Source organism: Mesorhizobium bavaricum, assembly GCF_056781655.1.
The window spans coordinates 4039847-4051791 of record NZ_CM165566.1 but is presented as its reverse complement, the minus strand read 5'-3'; the positions used below and the strand labels follow the sequence as shown (position 1 = coordinate 4051791).

General features: G+C 63.8%; 11 protein-coding genes and 1 pseudogene. 5 read left to right on the top strand and 7 right to left on the bottom strand.

Annotated elements, in window-relative coordinates; all coding sequences use genetic code 11:
* The first annotated feature begins 2 nt into the window (after window positions 1–2).
* Window positions 3–2069, top strand: a complete 2067-nt coding sequence (locus AC1RZR_RS19925; protein WP_481825700.1) for an FUSC family protein — start codon at window positions 3–5, stop codon at window positions 2067–2069.
* 66 nt (window positions 2070–2135) lie between these two features.
* Here the strand turns inward: AC1RZR_RS19925 and AC1RZR_RS19920 are convergent, their stop codons facing one another.
* Complete coding sequence (locus AC1RZR_RS19920; RefSeq protein WP_477279256.1) at window positions 2136–3257, bottom strand: DUF2336 domain-containing protein; 1122 nt, start codon at window positions 3255–3257, stop codon at window positions 2136–2138.
* Window positions 3258–3408: 151 nt separating this feature from the next.
* Here AC1RZR_RS19920 and AC1RZR_RS19915 point away from each other — a divergent pair, with 151 nt between their 5' ends.
* Window positions 3409–3861: a MaoC family dehydratase gene (locus AC1RZR_RS19915; protein WP_477279254.1), complete on the top strand. Its 453-nt coding sequence runs from the start codon at window positions 3409–3411 to the stop codon at window positions 3859–3861.
* 3 nt (window positions 3862–3864) lie between these two features.
* Entirely contained in the window at window positions 3865–4746 is an 882-nt protein-coding gene (locus AC1RZR_RS19910) for an HpcH/HpaI aldolase/citrate lyase family protein (RefSeq protein ID WP_481825699.1), read from the top strand.
* On the opposite strand, the gene AC1RZR_RS19905 is transcribed toward AC1RZR_RS19910, so the two are convergent.
* Entirely contained in the window at window positions 4743–5351 is a 609-nt protein-coding gene (locus AC1RZR_RS19905) for a flavin reductase family protein (protein WP_477279250.1), read from the bottom strand. The two genes, AC1RZR_RS19910 and AC1RZR_RS19905, sit on opposite strands and share 4 nt — an antisense overlap.
* A complete protein-coding gene (locus tag AC1RZR_RS19900; RefSeq protein ID WP_477279248.1) occupies window positions 5352–5936 on the bottom strand; it encodes a nitroreductase family protein in 585 nt (194 codons plus the stop codon).
* Window positions 5937–6095: 159 nt separating this feature from the next.
* Between AC1RZR_RS19900 and AC1RZR_RS19895 the strand changes: the two genes are divergently transcribed.
* Window positions 6096–7061 carry an RgsD C-terminal domain-containing protein gene (locus tag AC1RZR_RS19895; RefSeq protein WP_481829085.1) on the top strand — a complete coding sequence of 322 codons (966 nt, stop codon included), beginning with the start codon at window positions 6096–6098 and terminating at the stop codon, window positions 7059–7061.
* Window positions 7062–7085: 24 nt separating this feature from the next.
* Here AC1RZR_RS19895 and AC1RZR_RS19890 read toward each other — a convergent pair whose 3' ends face one another.
* Both AC1RZR_RS19890 and thrS read right to left on the bottom strand, forming a co-directional pair.
* A complete protein-coding gene (locus AC1RZR_RS19890; RefSeq protein ID WP_481825698.1) occupies window positions 7086–8015 on the bottom strand; it encodes a lysophospholipid acyltransferase family protein in 930 nt (309 codons plus the stop codon).
* A gap of 84 nt (window positions 8016–8099) precedes the next feature.
* The gene (thrS, locus tag AC1RZR_RS19885; RefSeq protein ID WP_477279244.1) at window positions 8100–10076 is read right to left on the bottom strand and encodes a threonine--tRNA ligase; all 1977 of its coding nucleotides are present in this window, start codon (window positions 10074–10076) and stop codon (window positions 8100–8102) included.
* Window positions 10077–10280: 204 nt separating this feature from the next.
* Here thrS and AC1RZR_RS19880 point away from each other — a divergent pair, with 204 nt between their 5' ends.
* The gene (locus tag AC1RZR_RS19880) at window positions 10281–11129 is read left to right on the top strand and encodes an SAM-dependent methyltransferase (RefSeq protein ID WP_481825697.1); all 849 of its coding nucleotides are present in this window, start codon (window positions 10281–10283) and stop codon (window positions 11127–11129) included.
* Here the strand turns inward: AC1RZR_RS19880 and AC1RZR_RS19875 are convergent.
* Window positions 11107–11316 (bottom strand): annotated as a pseudogene (locus AC1RZR_RS19875) (class D beta-lactamase); the annotation flags it as partial. The gene AC1RZR_RS19880 and the pseudogene AC1RZR_RS19875 overlap by 23 nt on opposite strands.
* Before the next feature lie 146 nt (window positions 11317–11462).
* A complete protein-coding gene (yidD, locus tag AC1RZR_RS19870; protein WP_379103995.1) occupies window positions 11463–11837 on the bottom strand; it encodes a membrane protein insertion efficiency factor YidD in 375 nt (124 codons plus the stop codon).
* Window positions 11838–11945: the final 108 nt, after the last annotated feature.

The following is an 11945-nucleotide window of genomic DNA, read 5'->3' as shown; positions in this document are numbered from 1 at the left end:
ATGTGAGCTGGGAGCGGCTGAAGGGCTATTTCGAGACCAGTTTGGCCGGACTAACGCAACCAACGCGCTCGGACTGGATTTTCGCCCTGCGCACCGTTTCGGCGGGCTTGATCGCGCTTCTGGCCGCCTACGCCCTCAAGCTCGACCACCCGCAATGGGCCATGATGACGGTGTTCATCGTCGCCCAGCCGGTCGCCGGCATGGTGCTGGCGAAAGGCTTCTACCGGCTGCTCGGCACGCTCGCTGGCGGCATAGCTGCGATCGGCATCACGACGGTGGTCGGCACCGGCCCTTGGGTGGTGGTGACGGTGCTTGCCGTGTGGATCGGCATCTGCACCTTCGTCTCATCGCTGCTGCGCAATCCCGAAGCCTATGGTGCAGCCCTTGCCGGCTACACCGCGATGATCATCGGCCTGCCTGCCTTCGGACAGCCGCACCTCGTCGTCGATGTCGCGGTCGCACGCTGTGCCGAGATCGTGCTCGGCATTGTCTGCGCCGGCCTGACCAGCCGGCTGATCCTGCCAAAACTCGCCAGCGACGCCATCATCTCGCGGCTGAAACACTGCATCCTCGATCTTGCCACCTATGCCGGTGGTGCATTCTCCGGTGGTGATCCGGCAACACTGTCGGGCCTGCACCGAAAGCTGGTCACCGACACCCAGACGCTTGGCGAGATGCGCGCCTATGCCAGGCTCGAAGCACCGAGCTTCGCGCCGCGCGCGCATCCGGTCCGGCGCACCATTGGACAACTTCTCTCCGCCCTGTCGGCGGCACGCGCGCTGCATTCCCACGCTGCCCCGAAAAACGCGGCGCTCATTCCGGTGCGCTCGGAGCTGCAGGCCCTTGTCAGCGAGCTGGCGGCCAAACCCGGCGCTCTGGACGACACCGCACCCTGGGTGGCCCGGCTCGACGCGATCTCGGTCAAGGCACGGCAAATGCCCGAAGCATCAAGAGATCAGGGCGACGACAGGGTCGGCACCATCACCCGCCTCACCATCGCCGCCGATTTCGCCGAGGCGCTCAAGCAGGTGCTGCGCGGCCTCGACGCCTTGCGCGCGCCTGTCACGCACCCGGCGCGGGGCAGCAGGCAACCCGCGCTGGTGGTGCATCGCGATTACCCCGGCGCATCGCGCAATGCGGTGCGCGCTGCCCTGGCCACGTTGCTGGTCGCGGCCTTCTGGCTGACGACGAAATGGTCAGAGGCGGCCGGTACGGTCATTCTCGTTGCCGTCGTGTCGAGCCTGTTTGCCGCCCGCCCCGACCCCGTGCAAGTGTCCTGGGGCTTCTTCAAGGGAACGCTGCTCGCTCTACCCTTTGCCTTTCTTGTCGGCCAGATCGCATTGCCCGCGTTGCCCGGCTTCGGCTGGTTCATGCTGTTTGTCGTGCCTATCCTGGTGCCTACGGCGCTGGCCATGGCCAATCCACGCTATGTCGGCGTGGCGACGGCCTTCGCCATCAACTTCCTTGCCTTCCTCAGTCCGCATCAGGGGATGACCTATGATCCTGGCCCATTCTTCGCCGGTTCGGCGTCGGTCCTGGTCGGCATCCTGCTGGCGATAGGTGTCTTCATCCTCGTGCTGCCCGCCGATCCGTGGCTCGCGGCCAACCGCATCGTGCGCGCCATGCGCGAGGACCTGGCGCGGCTTTGCCTGCATGAGCGCGTGCCGAGGCGTTCGGCCTTCGAGAGCCTCGCCTATGACCGCATCAACCAGCTGATGCCGCTGGTGCAGAATGCCGGCAGGAAAGGCGATGCGGTTCTCGGCGGCGGCGTCGTCGCCGTCACGGTCGGCCTGGAGATCCTGCGGCTGCGCGGCGCAAGCCAGGGCCATGCCATTCCATCCGAGACCGCGCTGTCGATCGCCAACTTCCTGAGGGGGCTGGCTCGCGAACTGCTCTTTCGCGCCCCCGGCGATCCGCATACGTCGACCATCGCTGTCGCCCGTGACTATGCGGCGAGCATCGCACAGCGCAACGGCACTGGCGAGATGCTGCAGATCGCGGCCTCGCTGCGCATCATTGCCGCCGCGATGGAGGATTTTCCGGACTTTTTTGCGAAGGATCGGGGCTAGAGTGGCTAAGCGTATTCAGGCAGGAATCGCCATTTGCAGGCCGGCATCACCTGCGTATCGAACACTTCAGGCCGCGGCGATTGCCAGCGCATGGCCCCGTGCATTTTCACGCAGCGCATCGAGATGGATCGACTTGACCAGCGCGGCAAGATCGCCTTCGGCAGACTGTCCGCCCAATTCCTTGAGCATCAGCCAGCTGACCTCCTGCACACCAGCGACGCGCTTGCCATTGGCAACCTCGCGCCAGATTTTCAGCGCACGCAGGATGATGGCATGCGTCACGGCGGCGAGACCGGCGCTGCGGAACAGCGCCTCCAGAGCCACATCGTGCCCGCCGGCAAGCAGCGTCCTCACCCTTTGTTCGGACTGCTGGCTGAGCGCGACCAGCGCCGAGCCGAAGAAATCGACCTTGCCGTGCGTAATGGTGCGGATGAGGAAGCTGGCGGTGAGATCGCCGCGCAGCCTGAGATGCTCGATGAGCGCCGGATGTTCTACCTGGCGCGTGCCTTCGATCAGCGTCACCGAAGCCTTGACGCAGGCGTCGCGCATGACGCGGTCGGCTCGTGCCGCACCCATCAACGCCATAACCAGCGGCGACGTTTTCAGCATCTCGCCAAGCTTGACGAGCAGCATATGCCGGCAGTCGGCAGGCAGGCGGGCGTCCGATATCAGCGCCTCGCGCACCAGAGGCAGATGGCCGTGGCGTTCGGCCATGCGGCGGAAGCTGAGCGAGGCGATGTCGGCGCCGCTGTTGGCGAGCAGCACGGCGCAGGCTTCCGCCTCGCCGATCTCGGCGATGGCCGCCGACAAGGCCATAGAAACCAGCGGCCGGTCGGCGATCAGCTTTTGCGTCACCTTCGGACTGCTGGCCACGCGGTTGATCAGATCAGCGTCGGTCAGCAGCGGCGAGCGCGCCAGCACCACGCCGGCGACTTCCGGCTGGTCGGAGGCCAGTGCGCTGATGATCTGCAAGGGCGCATGGAGGCTCATGGACAGCGCCTCGGCCATCGCCAGCCGCACCTTCGAGGAAGCGTCATCAAGCAGGAGTGTCAGCGCCGCCTCGGCCGCGCAGCGGTCCTCGAAAGGCAGGTCGGAATTGACGTACGCTCGAGCCAGAGCATTGGCCGCGGCGGCCCGCTCCGAGACCCTGGCCGTGCAAATCCATCTCAAAAAATGCGAAACAACCATACCGCCTGCTTACGCCCCTTGCCAGAATGCTCCTGGCCCCGTGCAGACGGTAGGCAGAAATGGTTTACGAACGGTTCACCATGTTCATTAACTGGCTTGCGAGCCCTGGATGCAGCGCCTATCAACCCCATACGCAGCAGAGGAGCAGGATATGGCCGGACTTTATCTCCAGGAGTTCGTCGTCGGTCATGTCTTCCAGCACACACTGCGCAAGACCGTCACCGAGAGCGACAACATGCTGTTTTCGGTCATGACGCTGAATCCGCAGCCGCTGCACATCGACTTCGACTTTGCGGCGAAGAGCGAATGGGGCAAGCCGCTGGTCAACTCGCTTTTCACGCTAGGTCTGATGATCGGCATTTCGGTCAACGACATCACCGTCGGCACCACGGTCGCCAATCTCGGCATGAAGGAGACCGTGTTTCCGCATCCGGTCTTCCATGGCGACACCATTCGGGTGGAAACGACGGTGCTTTCGGTGCGCGAGTCCAGGTCGAAACCGGATCGCGGCATCGTCGAATTCGAACATCGCGCCTACAACCAGAACGGCGATCTCGTCGCCAAATGCACCAGGCAAGCAATGATGCTGAAGAAGGCCAGCTGACGAATGCGTTCTCTGCTGTTCGTCCCCGGCGATTCCGAAAGGAAGCTGGAAAAGAGTTTTGGTGCCGGTGCCGACGTGATCATCGTCGACCTTGAAGATTCCGTGGCGCCGCAGAACAAGGCGCTGGCGCGCGAGATCGCGGCGCGCTTCATCCTTGAACGCCGGGCGCAAACCAGCTCGGCGATCTACGTGCGCGTCAACGATCTGTCGTCCGGCATGACGGATGACGATCTGGCGGCGCTTGTTTCAGCTAAGCCCGACGGCATCATGCTGCCCAAGTCGAACAGCGGCCAGGACGTGCAGCATCTCTCGGCAAAGCTCAGGGTTCGCGAGGCCGAAAGCGGCTTCGCTGACGGCGCGATCAAGATCCTGCCGATCATCACCGAAACACCGGCGGGGGTGCTGGCGGCGGCGACCTATGCCGGGACGAGTGCACGGCTCGCCGGTCTCACCTGGGGCGCCGAGGATCTGTCGGCGGCGATCGGCGCGCGCAATGCCCGCGACGAGCGCGGCCGCTACACTGATGTTTTCCGCTTCGCCCGAACCATGACCCTCCTTGCCGCGGGCGAGGCTGAGGTCGCGGCGATCGACACCGTATTCCCGAATTTTCGCGACATGGCGGCCTTCGAAGCGGAATGCGCCGAGGCCGAGCGGGATGGCTTCACAGGCAAGATGGCGATCCATCCCGACCAGGTGCCCGTCATCAACGCCGCTTTCACGCCTTCGGCCGAGGCCGTCAAACAATCGGCGGCAATCGTCGCGGCGTTCGCGGCGGCGGGGAATCCCGGCGTGGTCGGCATCGACGGCAAGATGTACGACCGCCCGCATTTGCGGCTGGCCGAGCGGCTTCTGGCCCGTGCCAAGGCAGCCGGGATTTCGGCTTAGTCTTTACCCCAGTGCGGCCGGCGCATCGAAAAAACCTCGCTGACGCTGGCATAGTCCATATAGCCGAGGCGAGCGACGTTGCCGGCCTTGGTGATATCGAACAGGCCATCCTTCAGGAAGGCATCGTCGATGTACACGCCGACCACTTCGCCGGCGACGACGACCGCGCTCGTCGGCGATCCATCCAGTGCCTTTGGCCGGAAGACCTCTGTCACCCGGCATTCGAGCGCCGCAGGCGCTGCCGCCACGCGCGGCGGTTTCACGAGACGCGAGGGTGCCATGGCAAGATCGGCATGGGTGAACTCATTGACGCCGCGCGGCGCGTTGACGGACGTGCGGTTCATCTTCTCGGCGAGATCGCGGCTGACGAGGTTGGCAACGAACTCACCGGTTTCCTGGGCGAAGGCAGCGCTGTCCTTCTCGCCTTCAGAGGAAAACCAGACGATGAACGGCCGCGTCGAAACGGCGTTGAAGAAGGAGTATGGCGAGAGGTTGATCTCGCCTGCTCGGTTCATTGTCGATATCCAGCCGATCGGGCGCGGCGCCACGATCGCTTTCGACGGGTCGTGCGGCAGCCCATGACCCTTTGACGGCTCGTAGAACATTCAGCCGTTCCACGGCCCCGAATAATCGGCATAGAGCTTTTCCGGATCGGGCCGGGGCCGCTCCGGCGCCGGCCCCGCATAGGAGCCGATATGAATGAAGCCAATGACGCGCTCCTGCGGTGCCAGCCCGAGCAGCGCCCTGCCCTCCGGCACGTCCGAATACCAGTTGCTGATCATGTTGGTACCATAACCCAAAGCATTGGCCGATATCATCAGGTTCATTGCCGCCATGCCGCCCGACAGGAACATCTCCCATTGCGGGATCTTTGGATTCTCCCTGGCGATCGACACCACGCCGATCACCAGCGGCGCACGCGAGAACCGCGCCAGTTCCTGGTTGCGGCGGCCTTCCGGCAACGGCCCCTCCCGCTGCTCGGCAAGCGCCGCCAGCTGTCTGCCGATCTCGACGCGGGCGTCGCCACGGTAGAGGATGAAGCGCCAGGGTTCGAGCCGGCCATGGTCTGGCACCCGCGAGGCGGCGGCGATCATCGTCGCGATCTCCGCATCGCTCGGCGCCGGCTCCTTCAAATCGGGGATCGGTGCGGAGTTTCGGGTCAGCAGGAAGTCGATGATCGGCGACGCCATGGGCGCAAAGTCTCCTAACACACTCTGTTTTGAGCTGAAGCGCACCATCGGGAATTCGGGCGGCTCGGGCAATGGCGCGGCGCGCGCCGGACGGAAGAGTCGTATCACTCGGACTCTTAAGCCTTGAAATTGCCACTGCCATGGGCTTCAACGCAAGGCATGTTTGAGGGGACACTGCGTCTTTTCCTGGTCTGGTTGGTCGCCTTGCTGTTCATGGCGCCGTTTTCGCTCGCCTTGGCGCAGAACGCGGACGGTGTTGGCAATCTCAAGCTTCCCGGAATTTCGAGCTACGCGACGCCGAAAAGCGAGAGGTCGCTGGCGCTCGGGAGCGGCGGTGCCATCACCTTGTCCGCCCAGTTGACCGACAAGGGCGCCGAGATCACCCGTGGCATCGTCTGGCGCGTCTTCAAGCCCGAGGCCGTCAACGGCAAATTGCCGATGGTCGCCACCGCGCATGGCGGCACCGCCGTCTTCCAGCTCGAACCGGGCAGTTACCTGGTTCATGCCTCCTATGGCCGGGCCGGCGCCACCAAGCGCATCACCGTTGTCGGCAAGGGCGCCAAGCGCGAAAGCCTTGTGCTCGACGCCGGCGGCCTCAAGCTCGACGCCGTCCTGTCTGGCGGCGTGCGCATTCCGCCGAAGAATCTGCGCTTCTCGATCTACGAAGGCACCGCCGAGCCGAATGGCGAGCGCGCGCTGATCATACCCGATGTCGAGCCCAACAGTGTCGTGCGGCTCAACGCCGGCACCTACCACGTCGTCTCGACCTATGGCGCGGTCAACGCGGTCATCCGCTCCGACATCCGCGTCGAGGCCGGCAAGCTGACCGAAGCCACCGTCGAGCATCACGCCGCCGAGATCACGATGAAGCTGGTGCGCGAGACCGGCGGCGAGGCGATCGCCGACACGTCCTGGTCGCTGCTTAACGAATCCGGCGATCCGATAAAGGAAAGCGTTGGCGCCTTCGCCTCGATGGTGCTCGCCGAGGGCGACTACACCATTATCGCCAAGAACCGCGACCGCATCTACCAAAAGGATTTTACGGTCGTGGCCGGGCAGAACCAGGAAATCGAGGTTCTGGCCACCGAGGCCGCGGCGATGGACCCCGAGGAAGGCGCCGACTAACCTTCCACCGCAGATTGGCTGATTTCAGGCCGCCAGCTTGCTCCGAGCGGGGAGAAACGGAAGCCGGCGACGCGCCACAATTGGCGCCATGTCGAAAACACCGCGATAGAGACGATCAAGCAAGGCCTTGCGGTCGCGCAGCGGCTCCAACTCGCTCCAGCTCAGCACATCGCCGACGCGCACGTCGATCGCCTTGCCAGACAGCCGCGCGAATTCGCGGGTGAGCAGTGACGTGCGCAGCGTCAGCGAGGCCTTGCCGACGAATTTCGCCAGGCGGCCATCGCTCTCGGCCATGTTCATCGGGCCACTGACCAGGTGGAACAGCCGACCGTTCTGCCCGTGAAAATACATCGGAATGACCGACGCCCTGGCGTCCTGGACGAGACGGGCCGGAAACATCTTCCACGGCAGGTCGCGCGCCCGGCCAAAACCTTTCGGCGCGGTGGCGACGCCGCCGGCCGGAAACACCACGATGGCGACGCCCTCTTTCAGCAGCCGCACCGCCTCGTGGCGCACGGCCATGTTGTTCTTCAGGGCGTCCTTGGTCTCGGAAAAGTCGATTGGCAGCGAGTAAGGTTCCATCTCGCGGATCTTGAGCAGGTCCTTTTGGATCATCACCCGGAACGGTCGCCCCAGTTGCTCGGCCAGCGACAGCACGGCAATGCCGTCACCGATGCCGAACGGATGGTTGGCGACGATGACCAGCGGGGTATCCGGCAATCGCACTGGCGGCCACTGATCCGCGGTCCGCACGATCAGGTCGAGCATGCCGCTGAACACCCGCTCGCCGGTCGGCACGACCTGGCGGCGCCAGAAATCATAAAGTGCGGTGTAGCGGTCGCGGCCCGACAGGCCTTCGACCGAATGAATGAACCAGCGCGTCAGCGCCGGCTGGCGCGGATTGGCATAGGACAGCTCGGGAAAGGGTCGTTCGCGCAATTTCAGCTTGAGCATAAGGGCTCGTTACAAGGTCGGCGTGACAGGGATATGAAAAGGGCGGTGGATCGCTCCACCGCCCTCTCGTCGGGACCATGCCGATCAGGCAGCGCGCTTGCGCCGGCGATCAGGCGTGATCGCCTCTTCGGTCAATTGCGCGATCGCCTCGGCAAGGCCAAGCGATTCCTGGTCACGCGAGCCGAGCCTGCGCATGTTGACCGTCTGCTCCTCCGCCTCGCGCTTGCCGCAGACGAGAATGACCGGAACCTTGGCGAGTGAGTGTTCGCGGACCTTGTAGTTGATCTTCTCGTTGCGCAGATCGGCTTCCGCCAACAGCCCGGCGGCCTTCAGTTTTGCCACCACCTCGGTCGCATAGCCGTCGGCATCCGACGTGATCGTCGCCACCACCACCTGCAGTGGTGCGAACCACAGCGGGAAATGACCGGAATAGTTCTCGATCAGGATGCCAAGGAAGCGTTCCATTGAACCGCAGATGGCGCGATGCACCATGACAGGCTGCTTCTTCTCGGAATCCGAGCCGATGTAGAAGGCGCCAAAACGCTCCGGCAGGTTGAAGTCGACCTGCGTCGTGCCGCACTGCCATTCGCGGCCGATGGCATCCTTCAGCACATATTCGAATTTCGGCCCGTAGAAGGCGCCCTCGCCCGGATTGATCGAGGTCTTGATCCGATTGCCGGACCGCGTCCTGATCGTCTCCAGCACGCTGCCCATGATCGCCTCGGCGTGATCCCACGCCTCGTCGGTGCCAACGCGCTTGTCCGGCCGCGTCGACAGCTTGACGCTGATCTCGTCGAAGCCGAAATCGGCATAGGTCGACAGGATCAGATCGTTGATGCGCAGGCACTCCGACGCCAGCTGCTCCTCGGTGCAGAAGATATGCGCATCGTCCTGCGTGAAGCCGCGCACCCGCATCAGCCCATGCAGCGCGCCCGATGGTTCGTAGCGATGCACGTTGCCAAATTCTGCAAGTTTTACGGGCAGATCGCGATAAGACTTCAACCCATGCTTGAAAATCTGCACATGGCCCGGACAGTTCATCGGCTTCAGCGCGAAGACACGATCATCATCGGTATCGTCGCCGGCGACCGTTACCTTGAACATGGCGTCGCGATACCAGCCCCAGTGGCCTGAGGTCTCCCATAGGCTCTTGTCGAGCACCTGCGGCGCGTTGACCTCCTGGTAGCCCTGCTCGTCGAGGCGGCGGCGCATATAGTTGACCAGGTTTTGGAACATCTTCCAGCCTTTGGCGTGCCAGAAGACGACGCCCGGTCCCTCCTCCTGGAAATGGAACAGGTCCATCTCGCGGCCGAGTTTCCTGTGGTCGCGCTTCTCGGCTTCTTCCAGCATCGTCTGATAGGCTTCGAGCTGCGCCTGGTCTGCCCACGCGGTGCCGTAGATGCGCGTCAGCATCGGATTGTTGCTGTCGCCGCGCCAATAGGCACCAGCCACCTTCATCAGCTTGAAGGCGTTGCCGATCTGCCCGGTCGAGGCCATGTGCGGGCCACGGCAGAGGTCGAACCACTCGCCCTGCGCGTAGATCTTGAGGTCCTGATCCGCCGGGATGGCGTCGATCAATTCCAGCTTGTAGCGCTCGCCCTTGTCGGCAAACACCTTTTTCGCTCTGTCACGCGACCAGACTTCCTTGGTGAACGGCTTGTTGCGCGCGATGATCTCGCGCATCTTCTTCTCGATCACCGGGAAATCGTCGGGTGTGAACGGCTCGTTGCGGGCGAAGTCATAGTAGAAGCCGTTCTCGATCACCGGCCCGATGGTCACCTGCGTCCCCGGCCACAGCTCCTGCACGGCCTCTGCCAGCACGTGTGCCGTATCGTGGCGGATGAGCTCCAGCGCGCGCGGGTCATCGCGGGTGACGATCTCGACCTTGCCGGACTTGCCCAGCGGGTCGGAAAGATCGCGCACGACGCCGTCGATGCTGTAGGCGACCGCTTTCTTGGCCAGAGATTTCGAGATCGATTCGGCAAGGCCGGCACCGGTCATCGCCGCGTCGTAGTCGCGGATGGAGCCATCGGGAAATGTCAGGGAAATGGAATTCAGCACGGGGTTCTCCTATCCAGTCCCGCAAACGAGCGCGGGTGGTCGTGGGTAAAGCCGGATGCGTCCGGCAGCGGGCGGGTTTTAGAGGCAGCGCCGCGTCAGGTAAAGAGCGCTGATTGGCCTGGCTGTCAGGAAATGTCGCCAGAGATGTCGCAGGCCGGTCGTCGAGTCTTGCGAGCATCGCCGGCATCGGGTGGAATTATCGACATGGAAGACGCATCCCCCAGCCAAACCGCCCTGCGAGTCGCGCGCTTGAGAGCGCTCCATCAGATCTCGCCGCAGGCGGCGCTGTTTCGTGACCCATACGCGATTGCGATTCTCGGCGAAGGTGGTCCCGCCGATCAGCAACTTGCGCAAGAAGATGCCCGCGGCCGGCGTATGCGTCTGTTCGTGGCGGCGCGCGCCCGCTTTGCCGAGGATTGGCTGGCAGCAGCGGTGCGCCGTGGCGTCCGCCAGCTCGTCGTGCTTGGCGCCGGCCTCGACACGTTTTCACTGCGCAATCCGTACCCTGAACTCGCAGTGTTCGAGGTCGATCACCCGGCAACCCAAGCCTGGAAACGCAGATGTATCGCCGATGCCCGTCTTGCCGAACCGCCGGCCACCACCTTTGTGCCGGTCAATTTCGAACGGCAGCGTCTGGCCGAGGAACTGGCCTCGGCCGGGTTGAAATCGACCGAGCCAAGCTTTTTCATGTGGCTGGGGGTCGTGCCCTACCTGACGAAAGACGCGATCCACAGCACGCTGTCCTACATCGCAGGCACCCCCGGGTCGGAAGTCGTATTCGACTATGGCGAACCGTCTGAGCATCGCGATGCGGCGGGGCAAGCCGCCCTGGCTTTTTATGCGGCGCGCGTCGCGGCGCTCGGGGAGCCATGGATCAGCTTCTTCGTTCCCGGCGAACTGGCGAAATCTCTGCGCGACCTCGGATTCGATGAGATCGAAGATCTCGAGAGCGGCGATATCGCCGCCCGCCTTTCCGGGTCATCGAAGGGAACGACGACCAACTTCGGTGGCCATATCATCCGCGCGCGTCGATCAGCGACAGTGGCACCTTGAACGTCGAAGCCGGGCTTAACCTCTGGCCGTCCTGGCAAAGCGTCTTGCCGCTCCCGGCATCGACGATGAGCGTGCACTGCACAACCCCAAGCGGCGCCGATTGTGCGCGCAGCGGAAATCCCAGCAGCCAGGCGAGCAGGAACAGGATCCCGGCAAAGATGAAGGGAAGACGGTCGACGTTACGCATTTGATGCTCGCTCCAGAGGGGGTGTTCGCGAGCGGCTTAGCGAAGTCTCTTGTCTCGATTTTGTCTCAAATGCGCAGTCTTTGTGCAGGCTGGCGTTAACCCTACCAGATCGTAAACGGCAAGGCCGCACAGGCTTGGCAGGTCGATCAGCCTTGCGCCTGGCCGCGCTTGCCGCCGATCCGCCAGTACCGCCACGGCGCGAACCAGACATAACGATCCGCCAACACCTCCGGCACGCGGTCAATGCCATGCGTCCCGAACGGCCCGCAGCGCAGCACCCGGAAAAACCCCATCCAGCCGCCGGCCCAAAGGCCATGACGGGCGATCGCCTCATGCGCATATTCGGAACAGGTCGGCAGGTGCCGGCAGGAATTGCCGACAAAGCCCGACAGCGTCAGCTGATAGAGTCTGACCAACGAAGTACCCAGGACCCGGCCCGGCGTCTTGCGCCACGGGCCCGGCCAGTTGCGGCCGCGCTTTGGCGGTCCGGCACTATGCGCGTGCCCATGCTGGTGGCCCACCGTTTTCTCCGTATCGCGTTCCAAAGCGATAGATGTGAGCTTCTCCCTGAGAACGCAATCCCCACACTTACCCTCTGCGTCATCACGGGCGGGAGCGGCGAGACGGCT

Bases quoted from the DNA above. Each gene is read 5' to 3' on its own strand.
- AC1RZR_RS19890 (WP_481825698.1), bottom strand. From the start codon at position 8,015: ATGCTCAAGCTGAAATTGCGCGAACGACCCTTTCCCGAGCTGTCCTAT.
- AC1RZR_RS19915 (WP_477279254.1), top strand. From the start codon at position 3,409: ATGGCCGGACTTTATCTCCAGGAGTTCGTCGTCGGTCATGTCTTCCAG.
- AC1RZR_RS19900 (WP_477279248.1), bottom strand. From the start codon at position 5,936: ATGGCGTCGCCGATCATCGACTTCCTGCTGACCCGAAACTCCGCACCG.
- AC1RZR_RS19880 (WP_481825697.1), top strand. From the start codon at position 10,281: ATGGAAGACGCATCCCCCAGCCAAACCGCCCTGCGAGTCGCGCGCTTG.
- AC1RZR_RS19920 (WP_477279256.1), bottom strand. From the start codon at position 3,257: ATGGTTGTTTCGCATTTTTTGAGATGGATTTGCACGGCCAGGGTCTCG.
- AC1RZR_RS19905 (WP_477279250.1), bottom strand. From the start codon at position 5,351: ATGTTCTACGAGCCGTCAAAGGGTCATGGGCTGCCGCACGACCCGTCG.
- AC1RZR_RS19910 (WP_481825699.1), top strand. From the start codon at position 3,865: ATGCGTTCTCTGCTGTTCGTCCCCGGCGATTCCGAAAGGAAGCTGGAA.
- AC1RZR_RS19895 (WP_481829085.1), top strand. From the start codon at position 6,096: ATGTTTGAGGGGACACTGCGTCTTTTCCTGGTCTGGTTGGTCGCCTTG.